This window comes from Pseudomonas sp. KH_046_2 (assembly GCF_057838985.1).
Genome location: NZ_CM174480.1, coordinates 2,205,289 through 2,228,208, shown reverse-complemented (window position 1 = coordinate 2,228,208; position 22,920 = coordinate 2,205,289). Strand labels below are relative to the sequence as shown.

At 58.4% G+C, this 22,920-nt stretch carries 28 protein-coding genes, 1 tRNA gene and 1 pseudogene; 11 read left to right on the top strand and 19 right to left on the bottom strand.

What is annotated here, in order from left to right; all coding sequences use genetic code 11:
* Window positions 1-10 precede the first annotated feature (10 nt).
* Together infC and thrS are read right to left on the bottom strand one after the other, a co-directional pair.
* The gene (gene infC / locus AC3IX1_RS10125) at window positions 11-562 is read right to left on the bottom strand and encodes a translation initiation factor IF-3 (protein WP_489388713.1); all 552 of its coding nucleotides are present in this window, start codon (window positions 560-562) and stop codon (window positions 11-13) included.
* Window positions 562-2,484, bottom strand: a complete 1,923-nt coding sequence (gene thrS, locus AC3IX1_RS10120; RefSeq protein WP_007975710.1) for a threonine--tRNA ligase — start codon at window positions 2,482-2,484, stop codon at window positions 562-564. Before thrS ends, infC begins: the two co-directional genes overlap by 1 nt.
* Before the next feature lie 375 nt (window positions 2,485-2,859).
* Here thrS and AC3IX1_RS10115 point away from each other — a divergent pair, with 375 nt between their 5' ends.
* A complete protein-coding gene (locus AC3IX1_RS10115; protein ID WP_489388042.1) occupies window positions 2,860-3,162 on the top strand; it encodes a hypothetical protein in 303 nt (100 codons plus the stop codon).
* Window positions 3,163-3,454: 292 nt separating this feature from the next.
* Window positions 3,455-3,667, top strand: a complete 213-nt coding sequence (locus tag AC3IX1_RS10110) for a cold-shock protein (RefSeq protein WP_003179963.1) — start codon at window positions 3,455-3,457, stop codon at window positions 3,665-3,667.
* 70 nt (window positions 3,668-3,737) lie between these two features.
* Here the strand turns inward: AC3IX1_RS10110 and AC3IX1_RS10105 are convergent, their stop codons facing one another.
* Both AC3IX1_RS10105 and AC3IX1_RS10100 read right to left on the bottom strand, forming a co-directional pair.
* Window positions 3,738-4,058, bottom strand: a complete 321-nt coding sequence (locus AC3IX1_RS10105; protein ID WP_489388041.1) for an I78 family peptidase inhibitor — start codon at window positions 4,056-4,058, stop codon at window positions 3,738-3,740.
* A 165-nt stretch (window positions 4,059-4,223) separates the two neighbouring features.
* Window positions 4,224-4,529, bottom strand: coding sequence for a hypothetical protein (locus AC3IX1_RS10100; RefSeq protein ID WP_489388040.1), 306 nt, complete (start codon window positions 4,527-4,529; stop codon window positions 4,224-4,226).
* 132 nt (window positions 4,530-4,661) lie between these two features.
* Between AC3IX1_RS10100 and AC3IX1_RS10095 the strand changes: the two genes are divergently transcribed.
* Window positions 4,662-4,853: a hypothetical protein gene (locus tag AC3IX1_RS10095; protein ID WP_150752671.1), complete on the top strand. Its 192-nt coding sequence runs from the start codon at window positions 4,662-4,664 to the stop codon at window positions 4,851-4,853.
* Between the two features lie 43 nt (window positions 4,854-4,896).
* On the opposite strand, the gene AC3IX1_RS10090 is transcribed toward AC3IX1_RS10095, so the two are convergent.
* The 8 genes from AC3IX1_RS10090 to AC3IX1_RS10055 all read right to left on the bottom strand — a co-directional run bounded on the left by AC3IX1_RS10090 (window position 4,897) and on the right by AC3IX1_RS10055 (window position 12,282).
* A complete protein-coding gene (locus AC3IX1_RS10090; protein ID WP_489388712.1) occupies window positions 4,897-5,904 on the bottom strand; it encodes a nucleoside hydrolase in 1,008 nt (335 codons plus the stop codon).
* 64 nt (window positions 5,905-5,968) lie between these two features.
* Window positions 5,969-6,373, bottom strand: coding sequence for a D-ribose pyranase (gene rbsD, locus AC3IX1_RS10085; RefSeq protein ID WP_489388039.1), 405 nt, complete (start codon window positions 6,371-6,373; stop codon window positions 5,969-5,971).
* Window positions 6,370-7,287, bottom strand: coding sequence for a ribokinase (rbsK, locus tag AC3IX1_RS10080; protein ID WP_489388038.1), 918 nt, complete (start codon window positions 7,285-7,287; stop codon window positions 6,370-6,372). Before rbsK ends, rbsD begins: the two co-directional genes overlap by 4 nt.
* 74 nt (window positions 7,288-7,361) lie before the next feature.
* Window positions 7,362-8,381 carry a LacI family DNA-binding transcriptional regulator gene (locus AC3IX1_RS10075; RefSeq protein ID WP_489388037.1) on the bottom strand — a complete coding sequence of 340 codons (1,020 nt, stop codon included), beginning with the start codon at window positions 8,379-8,381 and terminating at the stop codon, window positions 7,362-7,364.
* Between the two features lie 3 nt (window positions 8,382-8,384).
* Window positions 8,385-9,362 (bottom strand): ABC transporter permease, encoded by a 978-nt coding sequence (locus AC3IX1_RS10070; RefSeq protein ID WP_489388036.1) that lies wholly within the window; start codon window positions 9,360-9,362, stop codon window positions 8,385-8,387.
* Complete coding sequence (locus AC3IX1_RS10065; protein ID WP_489388035.1) at window positions 9,359-10,912, bottom strand: sugar ABC transporter ATP-binding protein; 1,554 nt, start codon at window positions 10,910-10,912, stop codon at window positions 9,359-9,361. The genes AC3IX1_RS10070 and AC3IX1_RS10065 overlap by 4 nt, the downstream gene beginning before the upstream one ends.
* A gap of 55 nt (window positions 10,913-10,967) precedes the next feature.
* Window positions 10,968-11,924, bottom strand: a complete 957-nt coding sequence (locus tag AC3IX1_RS10060; RefSeq protein ID WP_489388034.1) for a sugar ABC transporter substrate-binding protein — start codon at window positions 11,922-11,924, stop codon at window positions 10,968-10,970.
* 193 nt (window positions 11,925-12,117) lie between these two features.
* Window positions 12,118-12,282, bottom strand: coding sequence for a hypothetical protein (locus tag AC3IX1_RS10055; protein WP_489388033.1), 165 nt, complete (start codon window positions 12,280-12,282; stop codon window positions 12,118-12,120).
* Between the two features lie 352 nt (window positions 12,283-12,634).
* Between AC3IX1_RS10055 and AC3IX1_RS10050 the strand changes: the two genes are divergently transcribed.
* The 3 genes from AC3IX1_RS10050 to AC3IX1_RS10040 all read left to right on the top strand — a co-directional run bounded on the left by AC3IX1_RS10050 (window position 12,635) and on the right by AC3IX1_RS10040 (window position 14,869).
* Complete coding sequence (locus AC3IX1_RS10050; RefSeq protein WP_489388032.1) at window positions 12,635-13,723, top strand: asparaginase; 1,089 nt, start codon at window positions 12,635-12,637, stop codon at window positions 13,721-13,723.
* A gap of 182 nt (window positions 13,724-13,905) precedes the next feature.
* The gene (locus AC3IX1_RS10045) at window positions 13,906-14,175 is read left to right on the top strand and encodes a DUF1654 domain-containing protein (RefSeq protein ID WP_033047987.1); all 270 of its coding nucleotides are present in this window, start codon (window positions 13,906-13,908) and stop codon (window positions 14,173-14,175) included.
* Between the two features lie 4 nt (window positions 14,176-14,179).
* Window positions 14,180-14,869, top strand: a complete 690-nt coding sequence (locus AC3IX1_RS10040) for an endonuclease (RefSeq protein ID WP_489388031.1) — start codon at window positions 14,180-14,182, stop codon at window positions 14,867-14,869.
* Between the two features lie 89 nt (window positions 14,870-14,958).
* On the opposite strand, the gene AC3IX1_RS10035 is transcribed toward AC3IX1_RS10040, so the two are convergent.
* Window positions 14,959-15,324 (bottom strand): SPOR domain-containing protein, encoded by a 366-nt coding sequence (locus tag AC3IX1_RS10035; RefSeq protein ID WP_489388030.1) that lies wholly within the window; start codon window positions 15,322-15,324, stop codon window positions 14,959-14,961.
* Window positions 15,325-15,574: 250 nt separating this feature from the next.
* Between AC3IX1_RS10035 and csrA the strand changes: the two genes are divergently transcribed.
* The gene (csrA, locus tag AC3IX1_RS10030) at window positions 15,575-15,766 is read left to right on the top strand and encodes a carbon storage regulator CsrA (protein WP_007975691.1); all 192 of its coding nucleotides are present in this window, start codon (window positions 15,575-15,577) and stop codon (window positions 15,764-15,766) included.
* Between the two features lie 185 nt (window positions 15,767-15,951).
* Here the strand turns inward: csrA and AC3IX1_RS10025 are convergent, their stop codons facing one another.
* On the bottom strand, window positions 15,952-16,407 hold the full coding sequence (locus AC3IX1_RS10025; RefSeq protein ID WP_489388029.1) for a DUF2214 family protein: 456 nt from the start codon (window positions 16,405-16,407) through the stop codon (window positions 15,952-15,954).
* Window positions 16,408-16,610: 203 nt separating this feature from the next.
* Between AC3IX1_RS10025 and AC3IX1_RS10020 the strand changes: the two genes are divergently transcribed.
* Window positions 16,611-17,363, top strand: coding sequence for a carbonic anhydrase (locus AC3IX1_RS10020; RefSeq protein ID WP_489388028.1), 753 nt, complete (start codon window positions 16,611-16,613; stop codon window positions 17,361-17,363).
* A gap of 75 nt (window positions 17,364-17,438) precedes the next feature.
* Here the strand turns inward: AC3IX1_RS10020 and AC3IX1_RS10015 are convergent, their stop codons facing one another.
* The gene (locus AC3IX1_RS10015) at window positions 17,439-17,633 is read right to left on the bottom strand and encodes a hypothetical protein (RefSeq protein ID WP_489388027.1); all 195 of its coding nucleotides are present in this window, start codon (window positions 17,631-17,633) and stop codon (window positions 17,439-17,441) included.
* 251 nt (window positions 17,634-17,884) lie between these two features.
* On the opposite strand from AC3IX1_RS10015, the gene AC3IX1_RS10010 reads away from it, so the two are divergent.
* Window positions 17,885-18,097 carry a hypothetical protein gene (locus AC3IX1_RS10010; protein ID WP_489388026.1) on the top strand — a complete coding sequence of 71 codons (213 nt, stop codon included), beginning with the start codon at window positions 17,885-17,887 and terminating at the stop codon, window positions 18,095-18,097.
* Window positions 18,064-18,162 (top strand): annotated as a pseudogene (locus AC3IX1_RS10005) (DUF1214 domain-containing protein); the annotation flags it as partial. The gene AC3IX1_RS10010 and the pseudogene AC3IX1_RS10005, both read left to right, overlap by 34 nt.
* A 187-nt stretch (window positions 18,163-18,349) precedes the next feature.
* Here AC3IX1_RS10005 and AC3IX1_RS10000 read toward each other — a convergent pair.
* On the bottom strand, window positions 18,350-18,709 hold the full coding sequence (locus AC3IX1_RS10000; protein WP_489372104.1) for a hypothetical protein: 360 nt from the start codon (window positions 18,707-18,709) through the stop codon (window positions 18,350-18,352).
* Window positions 18,710-18,998: 289 nt separating this feature from the next.
* Window positions 18,999-19,075 (bottom strand) — tRNA-Val (locus AC3IX1_RS09995).
* 184 nt (window positions 19,076-19,259) lie between these two features.
* Here AC3IX1_RS09995 and AC3IX1_RS09990 point away from each other — a divergent pair.
* Complete coding sequence (locus tag AC3IX1_RS09990; protein WP_489388025.1) at window positions 19,260-20,543, top strand: NAD(P)/FAD-dependent oxidoreductase; 1,284 nt, start codon at window positions 19,260-19,262, stop codon at window positions 20,541-20,543.
* A gap of 163 nt (window positions 20,544-20,706) precedes the next feature.
* On the opposite strand, the gene AC3IX1_RS09985 is transcribed toward AC3IX1_RS09990, so the two are convergent.
* Window positions 20,707-21,678, bottom strand: a complete 972-nt coding sequence (locus AC3IX1_RS09985) for an XdhC family protein (RefSeq protein ID WP_489388024.1) — start codon at window positions 21,676-21,678, stop codon at window positions 20,707-20,709.
* 1 nt (window position 21,679) lies between these two features.
* Window positions 21,680-22,918, bottom strand: a complete 1,239-nt coding sequence (locus tag AC3IX1_RS09980; protein WP_489388023.1) for a c-type cytochrome — start codon at window positions 22,916-22,918, stop codon at window positions 21,680-21,682.
* Between the last annotated feature and the right edge of the window lie 2 nt (window positions 22,919-22,920).

The window sequence follows — 22,920 nt, the reverse complement described above, 5'->3', positions numbered from 1 at the left end:
GCCCTGTTGATTACTTCTTCTTTTTCGGGGCGATGACCATGATCAGCTGGCGTCCTTCCATCTTAGGATGCTGTTCGACCGAACCGTACTCGAGCAAGTCACCTTCAACTCGCTTGAGGAGTTCCATCCCCAGCTCCTGGTGGGCCATCTCACGGCCGCGGAATCGCAAGGATACCTTGGCCCTGTCCCCGTCACTCAGGAAACGTACCAGGTTGCGCAGTTTTACCTGGTAATCCCCTTCCTCCGTCCCTGGACGAAACTTGATTTCTTTAACCTGAATCTGCTTCTGGTTTTTCTTGGCCGCAGCAACCTGCTTCTTCTTTTCGAAGATCGATTTGCCGTAGTCCATCAGTTTGCAAACAGGTGGTACTGCATCGGCGGAAATCTCCACCAGATCCAGCTTGGCCTCTTCAGCCTTAAGAAGCGCGTCTTCGATTGACACAATCCCGAGCTGTTCACCTTCAGCCCCAATTAACCGAACCTCGCGTGCCGAGATATTCTCGTTGATCGGGGCTTTCGGTGCAGTTCGTTTATCTTGTCTCATTTCACGCTTAATAATAATTACTCCGAATCTTGGCGACCACGCCGGGAAACCGCTTGGGCGAGGAACTCAGCGAACTGGGCGACGGGCATCGAGCCCAGGTCAGCACCTTCACGAGTACGCACAGCGACAGTCTGCATCTCGACTTCCCGATCTCCGATAACCAAGAGATAAGGAACCTTGAGCAAAGTATGCTCGCGGATTTTAAAGCCGATCTTTTCATTTCTCAAGTCAGACTTGGCACGAAACCCGCTTTCGTTGAGAGTTTTTTCCACTTCGGCGGCAAAATCAGCCTGTTTATCAGTGATATTCATCACCACTGCCTGGGTCGGAGCCAGCCACGCGGGGAACGCGCCCTCGTAGTGCTCGATCAGGATTCCGACGAAACGTTCGAAGGACCCCAGGATCGCCCGGTGCAACATGACCGGGTGCTTGCGGCTGTTGTCTTCGGAGACGTATTCGGCTCCCAGACGGACAGGCAGGTTAAAATCGAGCTGCAGGGTACCACATTGCCAGACGCGACCGAGGCAATCTTTCAGCGAGAACTCGATCTTCGGACCGTAGAACGCACCCTCGCCCGGCTGCAGATCGTACGGCAGGCCCGCACTATCAAGGGCTGCGGCCAGCGCAGCTTCGGCGCGATCCCAAAGCTCGTCGGAACCGACGCGTTTTTCCGGACGAGTGGACAGCTTCATCTCGACATCTTTAAAGCCGAAATCGGCGTAGACGTCCATGGTCAGCTTGATAAACGCGGCGGACTCGGCCTGCATCTGCTCTTCGGTGCAGAAGATGTGGGCGTCGTCCTGAGTGAACGCGCGCACGCGCATGATGCCGTGCAAGGCACCCGATGGCTCGTTACGGTGGCATGCACCGAACTCGGCCAGGCGCATCGGCAACTCGCGGTAACTTTTCAGGCCCTGGTTGAACACCTGCACGTGGCAAGGGCAGTTCATCGGCTTGATCGCGTAGTCGCGGTTTTCCGACTGGGTGGTGAACATGTTGTCGGCGTAGTTGGCCCAATGCCCGGATTTCTCCCACAGGCTGCGGTCAACGACTTGCGGCGTCTTGATTTCCAGGTAGCCGTTGTCGCGCTGAACCTTGCGCATGTACTGCTCGAGCACCTGGTACAAAGTCCAGCCGTTCGGGTGCCAGAACACCATGCCCGGCGACTCTTCCTGGGTGTGGAACAGGCCCAGGCGCTTGCCGATCTTGCGGTGGTCGCGCTTTTCGGCTTCTTCGATGCGCTGGATGTAAGCCGCCAGTTGTTTCTTGTCCGCCCATGCGGTGCCGTAGACGCGCTGCAATTGCTCGTTCTTGGCATCGCCGCGCCAGTAGGCGCCGGACAGTTTGGTCAGCTTGAAGGATTTCAGGAAGCGGGTGTTCGGCACGTGCGGACCGCGGCACATGTCGACGTATTCTTCGTGATAGTACAGACCCATGGCCTGCTCGTTCGGCATGTCTTCGACCAGGCGCAACTTGTAGTCTTCGCCACGGGCCTTGAACACTTCGATCACTTCGGCGCGCGGAGTGACTTTCTTGATCACGTCGTAATCTTTTTCGATCAGCTGCTGCATGCGCTGTTCGATGGCCGCCAGGTCGTCCGGGGTGAAAGGACGCTCGAAGGCGATGTCGTAGTAGAAACCTTCGTCGATGACCGGGCCGATAACCATCTTGGCGGTCGGGTACAACTGTTTGACCGCGTGGCCAACCAGGTGGGCGCAAGAGTGGCGAATGATCTCCAGCCCCTCTTCATCCTTTGGCGTGATGATTTGCAGCGACGCGTCGCTGTCGATGATGTCGCTGGCGTCGACCAGCTTGCCATCGACCTTGCCGGCAACGGTGGCCTTGGCCAGGCCTGCACCGATGGATGCGGCGACCTCGGCTACGGAAACCGGGTGATCGAATGAACGTTGACTGCCGTCGGGAAGAGTAATAGTTGGCATGGCGCCTCCTCTCCTAGTGGTGACCCCTACCAAAGGTCACGTGGGTTGGGATGAGCCAGTACAAGATCCGGTCCAGGCCATTCAATGACGAACGCCTGCCTTACAGCGGCAGGAGCCTTGCGGCCAACCGGAAAACCGAACCAGAGTGACTGGGATTCAAATCAGGGTTAATCGTGCATCTGCCGCCACCGGGACTGAAGGTCCGTCGGAGCCTGCAAACGCCCGAGCCACGCATGCTAGCACAGATGAACGGTTGCCACGGTACGCAGGTTTTGCAGCAGGGTAAATTGGCTGTTTTTATGCCAGAGTGCTGAACTTGAAGCGCACTATCCCCCTCAGATATCAAGATATTTGACCCACAAGGAGTATCTCAGCATGCGTCTGAATCGTTTATTCGCAGTAGTCGCCCCCGTCATTCTCCTGCTGCCACTGGCCGCCCATGCAGAATGGCCGAAAGGCGAACGAGAGAAATACATGGCTCAGTGCGTCCCTGCCGCTGCCGAGAAGATTGGTACGCCAGCTGCAAAATCCCACTGCGCCTGCGGTGCCGACGCCATCAAATCGTACCCTGCCGCCGATATTCAGGCCCTGATGAGCAACACAGCCAGCGACACATTGAAGCAGCAGGCACTGAGCAAAATTGCAGCCTGCAAGGCCACCAACAAAGAGCAGAAATAAGCCCGCCCCCGCGCCTTCAGCCCCTGAAATACTGTTAAAAAGCTGCTGAAACAGGTCCTTTCGTACAATTTATTCAGGTTTTTCAGCTTTTTTTATCGCCTCAACTTTCGGCCGAAAGCCTTATAGAACGGGGCTTTCAGCCGCTAAAGGACACAAAGAAAACACGACTGGTTGGCAAACAGTGCATCCGGGGGGCTCCCAAAGCGAACATTTCGACTATGATATCCGGGTGTGCCCAGTTGGCCTGAGCAGCACAGTACTACTGAAAATATATGTTTCTTGGAGATACACCATGTCTAATCGCCAAACCGGCACCGTTAAATGGTTCAACGATGAAAAAGGCTTCGGCTTCATCACTCCTCAAGGTGGCGGTGACGACCTGTTCGTACACTTCAAAGCTATCGAAAGCGACGGTTTCAAAAGCCTGAAAGAAGGCCAGACTGTTTCCTTCGTGGCTGAGAAAGGCCAAAAGGGTATGCAAGCTGCTCAAGTTCGCCCAGAGTAATTTCCAGGCGCACTAAAAAAACCCCGTCCATGTGACGGGGTTTTTTATGGGTGAAACAAAAGCCGAACGATCAGCCGCAGTTGACGCGTGTCACTATCCGGCTGGCATCGGTGTTCAGGTTCAGGCGATCGGAACGGTACTCCAGCGTCACCATATCGGTTGGCAGCAGGAACCGTGCGCTTTGCGCTCCTGCGCGGGTACGCGCCTGCTCGAGCAGCTGCGGCGATGCCTGTTTGCCGATGGTGAACTCGGCAGCCTTTGCCTCACAGCGACTGTGACCCGTGTCAGTCGTCGCAACATCCGTTGTTGCCGACTCCGTAGAGGGAGTGCTGCAACCGGCCAGCGTGGCAACGGCCAACAAAGTACCCAATGACGCGAGCTTCCAAGGCATGAAGCCTCCTTATTCAATGATTAGGCTGAGATCGTGCGACAACCAGACTGGCGTTTGGTTTCACAGGGAGCACTGGCACCCTGCCCATGATCCGGACGAACCGCGATTCTGCCTGAGCGTCGCCCAGCCCTTAATCATTGAATCGTGACTGAATATGAAAAACGCTCAATAGATGTCGATATAGTCGAAAGGCGGATTGGGCCAGTTCTCTTTCAAGGCATTGAAGATTTGCATGACCCAGACTTCATCGCTGGCCGCGACCCGCCCGACATAACCGGAGCCCTTGGCCCAGGTTTCGAGCCGGAACAACAACCCGTCGATATCGGTTCCGCCCACGACACCCGAGGAGATGTAGGCAATGCCGTCTTTGGTGACCCGCAACTGGGTGTGCTCATCGTCACTGGCGCCGGCCAGCAACTGACGTACCGCCTCGAGGGTCAGGCCATCCGGGGAGTTCAAATCGATCTGCACAGCGCGTTCCTTGAATATTCATCAGAGACCAAGTGTCGCACAGCCCTCCTTTCATGCCAAAGTCGAGGTGTCAAAAGCCCCGCAAAATGGTTAACTCGGCACTCAGACCTCCCCGACTTCACGAGTGCCATCATGACCACCGTAAGCATCGACGCTGACATCAAGGCCAAGTGGCAAGACGGCCACAGCTCCTACAGCCCAGGCAGTACGGAAGAGCTCGCCATTATCGGTATCGACCTTCTGGTCAGGGACCTTGGAACCGAAGCCGCCCAATCGTTCATCGAGCAGATTTTCGAGAAACATCTGTCGGACCAAAAGACCTAAGCGGTTAGCGCGAGGGAGTGAAACCACCTGCGGGAGATGATGCTTACTTCAGGCGGGCCAGGCGCTCGGTCAGCAGATCGAAGAAGCCCTGGGCGTCGCCGCTTTCTACCCAAAAGGCGTTCTTTGGCGCTTTCAAGCCGTCATACCAGTCGACGATGGTTTGTCCAAAGGTCGGTCCTTCGCGGCTGTCGACCACCACGTTGACCGAGCGACCGCTGAACAATTGCGGCTTGAGCAGATAAGCGACAACCGTGGCGTCATGCACCGGGCCGCCTGGAATACCGTAGTGTTCCATGTCGCCTTTGATGTACTCATTGAGAATATCGCCCACCAGGCGGCTGGCGTTGTTGTTCAGCGCGGCAATCTGATTCAGGCGCGCCTCGCTGGTAAGAATCTTGTTGGTTACATCCAGCGGCAGGTAGGTCAGCGTCACACCACTGTTGAGCACCACTTCGGCCGCATGGGGGTCGGCGAACAGGTTGAACTCGGCCACCGGCGTGATGTTGCCGCCGTTGAAGTGCGCGCCGCCCATGACCACCACTTCCTTGATGCCCTGAACGATACCCGGCTCCTGGATCAGCGCCAGGGCCAGGTTGGTCTGCGGGCCAAGCATGGCGATGGTGATGCTGTGGGGCTCGGCGAATTTCAGGGTATCGATCAGGTAGGTGATGGCGCTGCCCTTGGCCAGCCCCTTCCTGGGCTCATGCACAGCAATGCCCGACAACCCTTCCTTGCCATGAATGTCCTCGGCGTAGATGGGTGTGCGCAGCAGGGGCCTGGGCGCCCCCGCATAGACCGGAACCTCTTCGCGCCCCGCCCACTCCCGGGCCAGTCGCGCATTGCGTGAGGTCTTGTCCAGGCGAACGTTGCCGGCAACGGTGGTCAATGCCCGTACATTCAGTTCGTCCGGCGACGCCAGGGCGAACAACAGGGCAACGACATCGTCAGCCCCTGGATCGGTGTCGATGATCAGGTCGATCTTTTGTGCCGCCTGGGCGTTGGTTGCGGTAATCAGGGACAAAAGCAGCAGACTCCGGAGCAATGGGTGCAGTTTCTAAGCATAACGATACGGAGCGCACTCCTTGCGCCAGGGACATCAAAACGCGGACAGCCCGTCAAAACGTAACGCCGGCGACCAGCACAATGTTGCAGTACGGCTGGCACTCGCCTGTACGAACAATCGCCTTCGCTTGTCGGCTCAGGACCTTGAATTGTTCATGGGTGAGTACTTCACGCCGACCCAACGCGCCTTCGCCGTTCAGCTCTTGCAGCGCGACCAGGGCCGACGGCTTTTTATCGAAGATTTCCAGAGCCAGCACATGGCTTTCGACCTGCATCTCACTGAGCACCACCTTCAAGGTGCTGACAAAATCCGGAATGCCATGGGTCAAGGCCAGGTCGATCAATTCAACGCCCGGTGGAACCGGCAACCCCGCATCCCCGATGACGACCAGGTCGCCATGTCCCAATGAAGCGATCAGCCGTGACAGCGCAATGTTGAGCAGGGGTGTCTTTTTCATGGGGTTTTAAACGCCTGTACATCGCTCAAGGCGGGAATCGAAGGTTGCGCGCCGGCACGGGTGACCGACAGCGCCGCGGCCACCTGTCCGAAGCGGATCGCCTGCGCCTCATCCTTACCCGCGGCCAGTGCCGCCGCGAAACCGCCGACAAACGTATCGCCGGCCGCCGTGGTATCGACCGCCTTTACCACGGGCGCGGGGAAATGTTCGAAGCGTTGGCCATCGGCAAACAGCGAACCTTGCGCGCCGAGGGTGATGATCACCTTGCCGGCGCCCAAGGCAATCAGGCGGGCCGCCGCGGCTTGCGCGGTTTCGAGGGAGTCCACCGACAGGCCGCTCAGGGCCGCCGCTTCGCTTTCGTTGGGAATCAGGTAATCGATGGACGCGTACCAGTCCGATGGCAACGGACGGCTGGCCGGTGCCGGGTTGAGGATGACCGTCTTGCCCAGCTCGCGACCGCGCTTGAGCGCATGGCCAACAGAAGCGTCGGGCACTTCCAGCTGACAGATGAGCACGTCTGCCGCCTGTATCACCGATTCAAAACAGTCGATGGCTTCAGCGGTCAATTCACCGTTGGCACCGGGGACGATCACGATGGAGTTCTGACTGCTGTCATCGACCACAATCAGCGCCACGCCGCTGGAACCGTCAACGGTGCTCACCGCCTGGCAATCGATCTGCTCGGCCAACAGCGCCCCGCGCAGCGCCTCACCATAAGCATCATTGCCCACGCAGCCGATCATCGACACCTGGGCTCCCAGCCGCGCCGCAGCCACGGCCTGATTGGCGCCCTTGCCGCCGGAGACGGTGGTAAACGACTGACCGATCAGCGTTTCACCACCCTTGGGCAAGCGTGGTGCCCGGGTCACCAGGTCCATGTTCAAACTGCCTATTACCACTACTTTTGCTGGCATACATTGCTACTCATCGATTCTGTTTCGGCGGCGCTGCTGGTTCAGCGGCTTTCTGTTTTCAACGGCTTTTTGTTTCAACGGAATTGGGCAAACACACCGGCCAGCGGCGCAGTCGATTCGCGCATGACGATACTCGGCGTCACGATCCGCTGATCGGTCGCCAGGCCCGGCGTGGCGATTCGCCGTAAAAGCACTTCGGCGGCCATTTCGCCGAGCTGCAGGATCGATTGCCCGACCGTGGTCAACGACGGGTAGACATATCGACTCATCTGGATATCGTCGAAGCCGATCACCGACAACTCGCTCGGTACGCGAATATTGCGCTCGGCGGCGGCTCGCAGCACGCCGATGCCGATCATGTCGTTGGCCGCAAAAATGGCGCTAGGCGGATTTTTTTCCAGCAGAATCGCGGCAGCGCTGTAACCGCCGGTGCTGGTGAAATCGCTTTCCAGCATGCGCCCGGGAGAGACTTCGACGCCCGCCTCCTTCAAGGCCCGGCGATAACCCGCCAGCCGCATCTGCGCCACACTGGTGTTTTCCGGCCCGCTGATGGTGGCGATATCCCGGTGCCCCAACTCCAGCAGGTGCCGGGTCGCCAGATACGCGCCGTATTCATGGTCGATGCGCACCAGGTCCGCATCGACACCGTCCAGCCCGCGGTCGACGATCACCATGGGCGTGCGGACGCCTTTCAGACCTTGCACCAGGCCACTGTCGCCGCCGGCCGAGGCGACAATCAGGCCGTCGATGCGTTTTTCCAGCAGCACCCGCAGGTAACTGCGCTGCTTCTCCGGATTGTCGTCGGAGTTGCACAGGATGACGCAGTAACCGTTGCGCTCGCAGTAATCCTCGATACCCCGGGCCAGTTCGGCGAAATACGGGTTGAGGCTATTGGGCACCAACAGGCCGATAGTCGCCGTGGTCTTGGCCTTGAGCGAACGGGCCACGGCACTGGGGACGTAGTCGAGGGTCTGGATTGCCGCCTCGACCTTGATCCGGACTTCTTCACTGACCGGGCGGGTCTTGTTCACCACATGGGAAACCGTGGTGTAGGAAATGCCGGCAAGGGCTGCCACATCTTTGATAGTCGCCATGACTCAGGTCCGCCGACTTGCGCGTTGACTGCGATAAGTATCCAGCACCACCGCCACCACGATCACCGCACCGGTAATGATGCGTTTGGTCGGCTCGGTTGCCCCGATCTGCGCCAGCCCCGCGGCCAGCACGGAAATGATCAGGACGCCAAAAAAAGTGCTGATCACCGAACCGCGCCCGCCCATCAGGCTGGTGCCGCCGATCACGACGGCCGCGATCACCTGCAACTCAAGGCCGGAGCCGGCATTCGGGTCGGCGGCTTCCAGGCGAGAAATCTGGAACAACGCGGCAATGCCGGCCAGCAACCCCATCAGGCTGAAGACCAGGATCTTGTAAGGCTTCGGATTGATCCCCGCCAGCCGCACGGCCTCTTCGTTGGTGCCGATACCGATCAGGTAGCGACCGAACACCGTGCGGGTCAACACGGCTTGGGCGACGAAAATGATCAGCAGCGCGATGATGAACGACGGCGAAATGCCGAAGGCAATCGGATTGGACAACCAGGCGAACGCATCGCCGATGTAGGCCGTACGCGAACCGGTCATCTGGTACGCCACCCCGCGCGCCATTTCCAGCACGCCCAGGGACACGATGAACGACGGAATCCGCCACGCCACCGTGATCGAACCGGTGATGGTACCGGCGAGCGCCGCGACGGCCATGCCCAGCAGCGCCGCCGACAGCACGCCCCAGCCCCAGCCAAGAATCGCCACGCTCACGGTCGAGGCCGCCAGCGCCAGCACCGAACCTACCGACAGGTCGATGCCACCGATGATCAACACAAAGGTCATGCCGACCGCCAGCACCATCAGGTCCGGAATCTGGTTGGCCAGGGTGCTGAAAGTATCGTAGGACAGAAAATGACTGCTCAGCACCGAGAACAGCACGATCATCGCCAACAAGGCACCCGCCAGGCCCAGATAGGTGCCCAGGCCGTAGAAGTTGCCACTGCGTTTGCCGGCGTAAGAAGCGGTATTCATGAAAGATCCCTAGGCGCGGCTTCAAAGAGCTGCGCATCACGTTTTTGGTAGCCGGCGAACGCAGCGGCGAGCAACTCATCCTGGGTCCAGCTGTCGCGATCGAACGTATCGATCAGGCTTCCTGCCGACAGCACACCGATCCGGTCGCAGATCAGCATCAGCTCGCGCAAGTCGCTGGAAACCACCACCAGTGCCTTGCCCTGGCGGGTCAATTCACCGAGCAGGTTGTAGATATCGAATTTGGCGCCGACGTCGATGCCGCGGGTCGGCTCGTCGAACAGCAGCACCGAGCAATCTCGTTCCAGCCAGCGGCCGATGACCACCTTCTGCTGATTGCCGCCGGACAACTCGGACACCAACTGTGCCGGACCAGAACTACGAATGCGCATGGCATCGATCTGACGCTGGGCCAGGGCGTTTTCGCCATCGTTGTCGACAAAGCCCGCGCTGGAGATGCCGGGCATGTTGCCCAGGGCGATGTTGGCGCCGATCGACTGCGTCAACAAAAGGCCTTCGCCCTTGCGATCTTCAGTGATCAACGCGATGCCATGCCCGACCGCATCCACCGGCGAACGCACATTGACGACCTGCGCCGGCGCCCCCAGGGCAATCGTGCCGCTGTCGGCGATATCGGCACCGAAGATCAGACGCAGCAACTCGGTGCGCCCCGCGCCGATCAAACCGGAAATCCCGAAAATCTCTCCGGCACGGACTTCGAACGACACGTCGCGAACCTTGTCGGCACGGCTCAGGCCCTTGACCGTCAACACCGGAGCGCCGATCTTGCGCGCCCCCATATCGATGTGTTCGCCGAGCTCTCGACCGACCATCAAGGTCACCAGTTGCTCGCTGTTGTAGTTGGCCATCGGCTCGACACAGACCAGGTTGCCGTCGCGCAGCACGGCAATGCGTTGTGCGACCCGCGCCAGTTCTTCGAGGCGATGAGAGATGTAGATGATCGATACGCCGCGCGCCTGCAGGCGGGTGATCTGCTCGAACAGCATTTCGACTTCGCGGGCAGTGAGCATCGCGGTCGGCTCGTCGAGAATCAGCACATGACAATCGCCAATCAGGTTGCGGGCGATCTCGACCATTTGCTGGTGGCCGATGCCCAGTTCGCCGACCAGGGTGTCCGGATCAATGGCGTCTAGCCCGACATGAGCCATGGCCTCGATGGCAGCCTTGCGCAACTGCTTGCGACTGATCCAGCCGCCTTTGCTGGGAAGGTTGTCGAGAAACAGGTTTTCCGCCACCGACAGGGTCGGCAGCAGATTGAGCTCCTGCATGACCATGCGGATACCCAGCGCTTCAGCCTGAGCCCGACTACCCGGACGATAGTCCTGCCCCTGAAACTGCATCTGGCCGGTGGTCGGCGTGACCAGCCCGCCAATAATCTTCGAAAGCGTGCTTTTGCCTGCACCGTTCTCGCCGGTCAACGCCAGCACTTCCCCGCGCATGAGCGTCAGGTCGATGCCGGTAAGAACCGGTTGAGCGTAGGTCTTGCCGATACCGCTGACCGAGAGGACAGCGTTCGGAGCGCAAACTGACATAAAAACTCTCCATGCGCTCGTCCGACTGGACGAGCGCCGTTACGTCGCCAGAAGGCTACTTGGTGACCAGCTCTACCGGCGTTTCGATCACGCCATTGGCGCCGCCGTCGATCTTCTCGCCCTTGAGAATCTTCAATGCAGTCTCGATGCCGAACACCGCCTGCCTGGCCGCAAACTGATCCGCGGTGGCCAGCACGCGACCGTCCTTGAGCATTGGCTGAATGGCATTGATGTTGTCGTAGCCGACCACTTGCACCTTGCCAGCCTTGCCCGCGGCGCGCACCGCAGACACCGCGCCGACCGCCATGCTGTCGTTGCCGGCCAACAGGGCCTTGGTTTGCGGGTATTCGCTGAGAATCGACGCGGCGACCTTGTTGCCCTTGTCGATCTCCCAGTCACCGGATTGCAGGGACACGACCTTGATCTGCGCCGCCTCCATAGCATCCTTGAAACCTGCGGTCCGTTGCTGGGCATTGGTGGTGGTGGACACACCTTCGATGATGCCGACTTCATCACCGGCCTTCAGCTGTTTGGCCAGGTAATCGCCCACCAGCCGTGCGCCCTTGCGGTTGTCCGGGCCTACGAACGGAACATTGATGTTTTTGCTTTTGACGACGGCGGGGTCCAGCTGGTTGTCGATGTTGATCACGGTGATACCGGCATCGATGGCTTTCTTGATCACCGGGACCATGGCTTTGGAGTCTGCCGGTGCAATCACCAGTGCATTGACCTTGGCCAGGATCATCTGCTCGACGATGCGCGTCTGGCCTGCAGTGTCGGTCTCATCCTTGATGCCGTTGGAGATGAGCTCGAATTCGCCGGAGTGATCTTTCTGGTAGGCCTTGGCGCCGTCTTCCATGGTCAGGAAGAACTCGTTGGCCAGGGATTTCATGACCAGTGCGACTTTCGGCTTTTCAGCGGTTTCAGCAAAAGCCGAAGAGACAGGCAATGCAGCGGATGCGGCAGCCAGCATAGCGACAGCGAGAAGACGTCCAGCGAATGGCAGCTTCATGGGTTCACTCCGATCTTATGATTATTGTGAGCAACGCTTGCGCTGGCGTAAGCTTCACGGCCCACCGCGATGAAAAGCCATCATTGGAGCCGCGCAAACGTTTGCGTGAACCAAACTATGCGAACCCTGCCGGTATTTGTCAACGACCTGAAAAGCGCTCTCAGCGATGCCTGGCGAAAAAACGGCATTCAACTCATGCCTTGGTGCTGACCACCGATCGGGTACCGTCGTTTTTCTTTGCACCCAGCGCTTGAGCATCCGCATCAGCTGCTGCGTCGCTCAAGGCACGAAGGGTCGTGGCCGATTTGCCACCGATGGTGATGCCGGCGGCATTGGGAATTCCAACAGATAACGACATGTGAGCTCCTGAAGAAAAAGATCCCTTGAAGGAGCATCGACCGGCGCGGGTGTTTCTTTAGTCGTGACTGATGATTTGACCCGTTGAGATTTTAAACAAGACCGCCATCCTTTTCGGAGAGCCGAACGCGAAAGTTAAACATGTTCGGCATTCCGGACGCCCCGTCCCCGAAACCGCTCCGGACACAAACAGAAATACCGTTACAAATCATTAACTTAAGCATATTTTTCAATTCAGAGTATTACTGGTACAGATCCTGCTCTTCCCCTCGCACCCCCGGCGTTCAGATTCGCCCGGGGCGTATCTAGATGAACCTGCATCTGCACCGTCTCACAACTAGAAGAGAAAAATAATGACATCTGCACTCAAGACCTTTGTTCCGGGCGCCTTGGCCCTCTTGCTGCTCCTGCCCAGCGCCCTTCAGGCCAAAGAAGCCGAAACCCAACAGAAACTGGCCAACGTGGTGATCCTGGCCACCGGCGGCACCATTGCCGGCGCCGGGGCCAGCGCCGCCAACAGCGCAACCTATCAAGCGGCGAAAGTCGGCATTGAACAATTGATCGCCGGCGTTCCTGAACTGAGCCAATTGGCCAACGTTCGCGGCGAACAGGTCATGCAAATCGCCTCCGAAAGCATCACCAACGAAAACCTGTTGCAACTGGGTCGCCGTGTAGCCGAACTGGCCGACAGCAAAGACGTCGATGGCATCGTGATCACCCACGGCACCGACACCCTGGAAGAAACCGCGTACTTCCTGAACCTGGTGGAAAAAACCGAGAAGCCGATCATTGTCGTAGGCTCCATGCGCCCGGGCACCGCGATGTCCGCCGATGGCATGCTGAACCTGTACAACGCGGTGGCCGTGGCCAGCAGCAAAGACGCGCGGGGCAAAGGTGTGCTGGTGACCATGAACGATGAAATCCAGTCGGGTCGCGACGTCAGCAAAATGATCAACATCAAGACCGAAGCGTTTAAAAGCGCCTGGGGTCCGCTGGGCATGGTGGTAGAAGGCAAATCCTACTGGTTCCGCTTGCCAGCCAAGCGTCACACCATGGATTCCGAGTTCGACATCAAGACCATCAAGAGCCTGCCTGACGTCGAGATCGCCTACTCCTACGGCAACGTCAGCGATACCGCCTACAAGGCCCTGGCTCAATCGGGCGCCAAAGCCATCATCCACGCTGGCACCGGCAATGGCTCGGTATCCTCACGAGTGGTCCCAACCCTGCAAGCCCTGCGCAAGGACGGCGTGCAGATCATTCGCTCCTCCCATGTCAACGCCGGCGGCTTTGTATTGCGCAACGCCGAACAGCCTGACGATAAATACGACTGGGTCGTGGCCCAAGATCTGAACCCGCAAAAGGCCCGGATCCTGACGATGGTCGCATTGACCAAAACCAATGACAGCAAAGAACTGCAACGGATGTTCTGGGAATACTGATTCACCCTCGCCCGACCGGATCCGGTCGGGCACCCCGTGCGCCATTCGCCAGCCTTGGCGAGTGGCTGCCGCTGGATCTGACAAAAAAACTCCCTTCGCCTTACGCCAAACGGAACAAATCGCTGTCAGAGGATTTTCTTGGTTTTTAAGCAGTTGCGAAATGGCCTACAGTTAAATACTGTATGCACGTACAGCTTAATAAGGATAATCCCGTGGACACCACCTCTGCCTCTCCTGACACCTATGTACGCATGGGCCTGCGCGTTCAGAAAATCATCAACTCTCCCACCGCACAAAAGGCCAGGGCGGCGCTGATCTTCCGCCTGCCTGACGAACCAGTGGATGAATGGGAACGCCTGCTGGAAGAAATCGACGAGAACGACAACGTCACCCTCGCCTATCGCGACGATGGCGGCGTGCAGATTTTCTGGGTTGTGCCGAAGGAAGATTGAGTCGATGAGTGTCCGCTGGTCTGCTTTGCTGTTTCTGTTTTTTGTCATGGGCGCGCAAGCCGACGCCCCGCGCACCTTCACCGAAGCGAAAAAGGTGGCGTGGAAGCTCTACGCCCCCCAATCCACTGAGTTTTACTGTGGCTGCAAGTACACCGGCAACCGGGTGAACCTTGCCGCCTGCGGTTATGTGCCCCGTAAAAACGCCAAACGTGCATCCCGCATCGAGTGGGAGCATATTGTTCCAGCCTGGCAAATCGGTCATCAACGCCAATGCTGGCAAGAGGGCGGACGCAAGAACTGCACCCGCTACGACCCGGTTTACCAGAAGGCCGAGGCAGATTTGCACAACCTGGTGCCCAGCATTGGCGAGGTCAATGGCGATCGCAGCAACTTCAGCTTCGGCTGGTTGCCCGAGCAGTCGGGGCAATATGGTTCATGCCTGACTCAGGTCGACTTCAAGGCCAAGAAAGTCATGCCCCGCCCTTCCATTCGCGGCATGATCGCCCGGACTTACTTCTACATGAGCAAGCAGTATGGCTTGCGCCTGTCGAAACAGGATCGGCAACTGTACGAAGCCTGGGACAAGACCTATCCGGTACAGGCCTGGGAACTGCAGCGTAACCAGAGAGTGGGCTGCGTCATGGGGCGTGGCAATGAATTCGTCGGCCCGGTAGACATGAAGGCCTGCGGCTGATTCCAGAACGCGACACCTGAAACGACAAAGGCCCCGAGGTTAAACACCCGAGGCCTTTTTTGTTTCTTCAACGTCTGCGCTACAGAACGTTATTGAGCGACCGGCCGCTCAAGCACCAGCAATTCTATGTTCTGTTTCTTCGAGCGAGTGAGCGCCGCACGGACTTCATCCTGTTTGGCTTCGGCCTCGGCTTTCGAATTGAACGGCCCCATCAGGATTCGGGTATTGCCATTCTCCTTGACGACGCTGGACATGAAGCTGTGCTCGATCAGCCAGCCACTCAGATCGCTGACCGCCTGAGGGGTTTCACCTCGCACCTCAAGATCCCATTGCGGGCCGGACACTGGCGCGGACATGGTGGTCATAGCCGGTTTAGGCTTCGGTGCATCCACACTGTTGCCCTCACCACATCCCGCCAGTGCCAATATCGCGAATACCAAGACCATTTTGCGCACGGCGTTTCCCTCTAAATGCTTAAAGCGGGGATTTTAACATCCATGAATACTCCACGAGTGCCGTAAAATGGGCTCAAAACAACGAGAATGATGGTTGCGGCCTCTGTATAGTTACGCCTTGGGAATTAATGCCGCATCTGCGCGTCAGAAAGAGGCACCCAAACCGCGAGACTTCGCACTAATCTATACATAACACCGACCTCTGCACTGTCCGAATCAGGTGCCCCACAAAGCAATCAAGGAGAAGACCATGCTGATACTCACCCGCAAAGTCGGTGAAAGCATAAACATAGGTGATGACATTACGATCACCATCCTCGGCGTAAGCGGCCAGCAAGTCAGGATCGGCATCAACGCTCCGAAGGACGTTGCAGTGCATCGTGAAGAAATTTACCAGCGCATTCAGGCCGGCCTGACCGCCCCGGAAAAGCCGCAATCCTGAATCCTGTTGCATTCAGTAGCCAGCCCGTTCAGTCCGGAATCACGGCTGGCTAAAGATTCAGCACCCCATCGCCCTGCGCTTTCACCCCTACCCAAACCCCAGGGGCCGATACTAGCGGCAAGCTCCATTCCTTTGCTGTCAGACTTTTCCGGTTTACCCCAGGGAAGGATGCGTTCACTGCGCGGTCAACCCAGCATCACGCCTCGCGCCATGCCCGTCGCTGCCACCACCATCAGCAACACCAGCAGTGCCTCCACATGACTGATCCGCGCAAACAGCTTCGCACGGCCGGTATCGATCGCCACTTTACGGGCAAGCGCTATCCGCCACTTGATCAGCGTCACCATGGGTGCGATTTCCAGCAGCAAAATCAGGACGAACAGTGTCATCTTCAGATGAAACAGCGGCTGATGCAGGTAATAGTCCGCGCCTTTCTCGTACCCGCCAAAGGCTCGCACCCCCCCGCTGATCAATAAAACGACAGCTGAAATACCCCAGATATTGTCCGCCATCAGAACACTGCGCACCTGCGCGGTCCCGTCGGCCAAACGCCGAAAAGCCGTGCCCCGAACCAACACGGCCCAAAACCCCAAGGCCAATGCCAGAAGATGAACAGCCGCCAGAAACCAGTGAGTCAGCATCGAGAAACTCCTGCCAGGTCGAAGTTGTATGAGCCTGTCAGTAGTAGCCCATGAAATGGCTGTGTGCACGGCATCCGCGGACAATGCCCGGAACAAAATATGACAGACCAACTAGACTCCACTGCGCTGGTATTGAGCGTCCGCGGCAGTACCCGCCCCAACAGCAACTCACTCCCACCGCATTGAACTGAGTAAACAAAATCATGTGTGAATCATGTGATTCAAGCTCTGCGTCAAACACAACAGGCCGTCGTCGTTTTCTTCAATATGCAGGATTGAGCGCAGGTGCCCTGCTGCTGACCGGCACACTGCCCGGCAAGATCATCCTGGCAGCCGAAAAAGCGACAGCCCCACCCAAACCACAAAATGTAATCAGTCCCGACATGGCGTTGAAAAGACTGATGGAGGGCAATGCACGATATGTAGGCGGTACTTCCACAACGCACGATTTCAAGGCAGAGCGAGAGGCCCTGGTGTCCGGCCAGAATCCGTTCGTGGCCGTGCTGAGCTGCTCCGACTCGAGGATCGCCCCGGAATATGCGTTCGACACCGCGCGCGGCGATCTTTTCTCCATCCGTGTCGCAGGCAACTTCGTTACCCCGGAAGGCCTGGCCAGTCTTGAATACGGCGTTGCCGTACTGGGCGCCCCGCTGATTCTCGTACTCGGGCATGAGAGCTGCGGCGCCATTGAGGCCGGCATCAAGGCGGTCAAGGATCAGACGATTTTCCCCGGTCATATCCCGAAACTGACTGACGCACTCAAGTCGGCAGTCGAGGCAGTCCTCAAGCAGCCCGGGAACCTGATGGAAAACGCCACCGCGCAAAACGTCAAGAATTCGGTCAACAGCCTGAAACAGGCCTCGCCATTGCTGACGGATGCGCAGAGCAAAGGCGCGCTGAAGATCGTGGGCGGTATCTATCGCCTGGCGAGCGGCAAGGTAGAGTTGATCGCCTGAACCGCAACGCGCACAGCGCCAGCATCGGTGCATAAGCCCGCATGCAAAGAGCCCAGCGCGACGGCTGGGCTCTGGTCACCTTCGGTTTTGCATCATTTTATCCGCGAGGGTTCTGGCCCTCTCGATCAACAGGTTCTGCCTGTCCTCGTGGGTAGCCCCACCCACAATCGGGGCAGTCAGATTGCTTTCGGCAATCAATGCAGCGCAGAAGTATCGATCCCAGACAGCCGTGTCCACAGATGCCAGCTTGCTCACTTGATCGGCGTTCATAGGCGGCTCCTTTTGATGAGGTCGCATCGCTAGTTTACGCCTGAATAACAAAAAATCCGGGCCATCATTCACAGTGGCTCGCCATTCGTCGCCTGCCAGAACACCACGAGGAATTCGTCCGTAACCGTGGCTTGAGCCTTGCACAGATCGCCCGTAGCAGCGCAGGAACGACAGGATTCTGACGTAGCAGCCATTCAATCAACGCTTAAGGACGCCAGCGATACGCTTGGTCAGTCACCGGGAGATGTAACGTGTCAACGCTCAACGAAATCGCAATGAACCACGCGAGAATGGCCAAGGAAAAAGCAGGAAAGTCGACCGAACTGAGCGAGCGCCACCTCCAGATCGTAGGGAGCTTCGAAGTACCGTCCATTGAAGTACCGCAGAACATTCCAATGCACCTGATCGCGGGAGCACAGGAAGGCCACCACAACTCCCGCCAGTCAACGCCTTCTGGTCGGTGACGATGTACGATGGCAAATCGCAACCGCTGATTAAAAATCCGGCCAATCGCTACTTCATCAACTCCAAGCCCTCCCTGAGCTATCCGATTCCAACCACAACTGGATTCAGCTCTACACCGATATACCAAGTGCAGTGCGTACATCAACGTTCACATTGTCCATGTGTGAACGAACCCGATATTTTGTGAACGCCCTGAAGAAATCAGAAATGAAAAAGCCCGACACAATGGCCGGGCTTCTTTGAAACTTTGATCACGCTCGGCTTTGGCAGCCTGGACGCGACGTATCGATGATCAAATCACCTTCAACTCTGAAACCGATCATTCCGAACAAGAAGGAGTGATTCAGCTGGCTCATCACAACATCTGTAAGACCCACCGCGCACTCATCCTTCTGGATGGCGTGATCCATAGCGGTTTTCATGTTCGGAATCCCGGTAGGGAAGATGATTACCGGATAATTGTCTTCACCCGTTACTCGAGCACCTTTGACGAACTTCGAGGAGTTGATGTTGTAGTTTTTGGTACTCGCCACCGTCATATCGGCTACGCGAACGGTACAACCTGATGCAAGCACGGCGGTAACGAGAACAGCTAGTGCAGCTTTTTTCATGATTCCCTCCCAAGTAAGGGTGCGAAATATATCAAAATGACATCATCAACACAAAAAACCCGACACCATGACGTGACGCATGTTCATCATCGGGTGGGGCATGCGGACGAGAAGATGACAAAGCACTATCAGAAAGGACACGACGAAAAGAAGATCGCGTACCTGGAGGTGGGCGCCGAGTTGGCGTTTTGAGTGGGGGTTTTGCAAAAGTTTTGCAAATCGCAGACAACAAAAAAGGGCCCACCTTTCGGTGAGCCCTTCCAGACCGCCCAGCAGAGCGGATTTTGTTTGGTAGGCGCGATTGGACTCGAACCAACGACCCCCACCATGTCAAGGTGGTGCTCTAACCAACTGAGCTACGTGCCTGCTGTGAGGCGGCATTCTACGGAATTCCGGAGGGGTGTCAACACCTTTTTTCGCGCTAACCCTATGAATATGCAAAATATTTAATTTTGTCGGTACAAAGAAGATTTTCCGGGTGGCTGGCGGGCGATTTTCAACTCGGGTAGGATCAACGCACTCGTAAAATATATTAAACAGAGGCTGCCGGATGGCTAACACTCCCTACCCCGAGTCCTACTACGCCGCATCGGCCAATGCGGTTCCACCGCGCCCGGCGTTGCAGGATGACGTCGAGACCGATGTCTGTGTGATTGGCGCCGGTTATACGGGCCTGTCCTCTGCCCTGTTTCTGCTGGAGAACGGCTTCAAGGTCACGGTGCTCGAAGCCGCCAGGGTGGGTTTCGGGGCGTCCGGGCGTAATGGTGGGCAGATCGTTAACAGTTATAGCCGCGATATCGATGTCATCGAACGCACAGTCGGCCCCAAGCAGGCTCAGTTGCTGGGGCAGATGGCGTTCGAGGGTGGCCGGATCATTCGTGAGCGGGTCGCCAGGTACAACATTCAGTGCGACTTGAAGGACGGTGGCGTGTTCGCCGCGCTGACCGCCAAGCAGATGGGTCATCTCGAATCACAGAAGCGCCTGTGGGAGCGTTTCGGCCATACCCAGCTCGAGTTGATGGATCAACGCCGTATCCGCGAGGTGGTTGCCTGCGATCAATACGTCGGCGGCATGCTGGACATGAGTGGCGGGCACATTCATCCGCTCAATCTGGCGCTGGGTGAAGCGGCGGCCGTTGAGTCCCTGGGCGGGACGATCTTTGAGCAGTCGCCGGCGGTACGCATCGAGCGCGGCGCGAATCCGGTGGTGCATACGCCGCAAGGCAAGGTCAGGGCCAAATTCATCATCGTCGCCGGCAACGCTTATCTGGGCAACCTGGTGCCGGAGCTGGCCGCCAAGTCGATGCCTTGCGGCACGCAGGTGATTACCACCGAGCCACTGGGTGAAGAACTGGCCAAGACACTGTTGCCTCAGGATTACTGTGTCGAAGACTGCAACTACTTGCTCGACTACTACCGCCTCAGCGGCGACAAGCGCCTGATTTTCGGTGGTGGCGTGGTGTACGGCGCGCGGGATCCGGCGAACATCGAAGCGATCATCCGGCCGAAGATGCTCAAGGCATTCCCGCAGCTCAAGGACGTGAAGATCGATTACGCCTGGACCGGTAATTTCCTGCTGACCCTGTCGCGCCTGCCTCAGGTCGGGCGCCTGGGCGACAACATCTACTATTCCCAGGGTTGCAGCGGCCACGGCGTGACTTACACGCATCTGGCGGGCAAGGTCCTGGCTGAAGCGTTGCGTGGCCAGGCCGAGCGTTTCGACGCGTTTGCCGACCTGCCTCACTACCCGTTCCCCGGCGGGCAAATGCTGCGTACTCCGTTCGCGGCATTGGGTGCGTGGTATTACGGATTGCGGGATAAGTTCGGCATGTGACCGAGAGATGCAAAAAGGGCCGCTGATGCGGCCCTTTTACTTGCAGAAACAAAAGATGTGTGGGAGTGAGCTTGCTCGCGATATCGGTCTCACAGCCAACGAATAAGTTGAATGTTATGGCCTTATCGCGAGCAGGCTCGCTCCTACAAAAGCAGGTTTGGCGTCAAAGCTTATCCCGCGCAATACCGCTGCGAATCCGCAGGATGTCCGCCAGCACCGCCAAAGCAATCTCCGCCGGCGTCTTGCTGCCCAGGTTCAGCCCGATTGGCGCGTGAATCCGCCCCAACTCGACATCCCCCAGCCCACCAATACGCCGCAAGCGCTCGAAGCGCTTCTGCGAGGTCTGCATGGAGCCCATCACACCGATGTAGAACGCCTCGGTGCGAACAGCCTCCATCATCGCCAGATCATCGATACGTGGGTCGTGGGTCAGCGCCACCACCGCCGTGTCGCTGTGGCAGCCGCCGTCGGCGATGAACACCGACGGCAGTTGGCGACGAACCTCCACGTTGTCCAGCACGACGCCTTCCAGCACTTCGTCCCGCGGGTCACACAGAATCACCTCGAACCCAAGTCCTACGGCAAACTCCGCACAGGCCTGGGCGACACTGGAATACCCCGCCAGCAGCAAGCGCTGAGCCGCGCCGACGCGCACGCGCACCCGGTCGATTTCACGCTCGATACGCACACCCTGCTCACGATCATCGAACAGACTGCGCGCACCACTATGCAGATCGACTTCGCGGATCAACCGACGTCGGCCCAGCAGCGCCGACTCCAGCTCCCGCAGATGCGCTTGCACTTCGCAATCGGCATCAAGCTTCTCGACCAGCACATCCAGCACCCCGCCACATGGCAGGCTGACGCGCGAGCGTGGGTCGTCGCCTTCGCCGTAACGAACAACGCTGACTGGCTGCAGAAACGCGCCCTCGGCGACTCGCTCGAGAAAGTCTTCCTCGACACAGCCACCGGACAACGAGCCAATCCAGTGCCCCTGCGCGTTCACCGCCAGCAACGAACCCGGTGCGCGCGGTGCCGAGCCGTAAGTGGCCAGCACCGTACACAGCCAGATGCGCTGACCGGCCGCCGACCATTCCAGCGCCCGGCGCACCACTTGCAAATCAAGATGCTGCATATCAGTGAGCCTTGTGCTCGAGCGGCGGCGCATCGGCCCGCAACTTCTGCACGTCGTTCACCGCTAGGTCATTCGGCTGACCGCCCCAGCCCTGACGCAGGTAGTTCAGCAGATCCGTGAGTTGCTCGTCGCTCAACTTCTTGGCGAACCCTGGCATCGGTTGCATGTGTTCGAAACCGGAGAACTTCTGCTCGCCGATACCGTCATCGATCACCCGCACCAGGTTGCGCGGATCTTCCAGGCGCAGCGTGGTGTTGCCGCGCATGGCCACCGCGATGTGCGGCTTGCCCTCACCGCCCGGCGCATGGCAACCGGCGCAGACATTCAAATATTCCTGACGGCCGCGTTGGGCACTTGGGCTCAGTTTGTCCAACGGCACTTCGGTGAGCACTTTCGCCGCGGGTGGCTGATCGCCGAGCAGGAAAGTCGCCATCGCCGCCAGATCCGGATCGCTCAGGCCCTGGGTGCTGTTGTGGAACACCGGGAACATCTCGTTGAACATCGTGCCCTGGGCGCTCATGCCGTGCTTGAGGAACGAGCTCAGGTCCTGATGGTTCCAGCCACGGGCCGCCAGGTCGGTGGCCAGCAGGCTTGGCGCCAGATAGCCATTGAGAATGCCGCCGGTCATGCGTTTGTCTTGCTGCATCGCACCGGGCAAGCCGCGTGGGGTGTGGCATTCGCCACAGTGCCCCAGCACGTCGACCATGTACTGGCCGCGCTTCCAGGCTTCGCTTTTGCCTTCAGCCGGCTCCAGCTTCACGTCCTTGCCGTACATCATGTTCCAGCCCATCAGGCCCAGGCGCACGTTGAACGGAAAGCTCAGGCTGGTGACCGGTGCTGCACGCTCGATCGGCTCGACGGTTTTCAGGTAGGCATGAATCGCGTCGGAATCTGCTCGCGGCATCAGGTGATACGAGGTGTAGGGCATTGCCGGATACAGGTTCGCGCCATCGCGGCGCTTGCCTTCGGTCAGCGCGGCGAAGAACTCGTCATCGCTGTACTTGCCGATGCCGTGCTCTTTGCTCGGGGTGATGTTGGTGCCGTAGATCGTGCCGAACGGCGACACGATCGGCAGGCCGCCCGCATAGGGCGCGCCACCCGGTGCGGTGTGGCACGCCATGCAATCGGCGGCGCGGGCGAGGTATTCGCCTTGCTTGACCTGCGCATCATCCGCGTGAGCCGCCACCACAGGCGCAGCCAGACCAACCGCCAACGCCAGGCGGGACAGTAGATACTTCATGC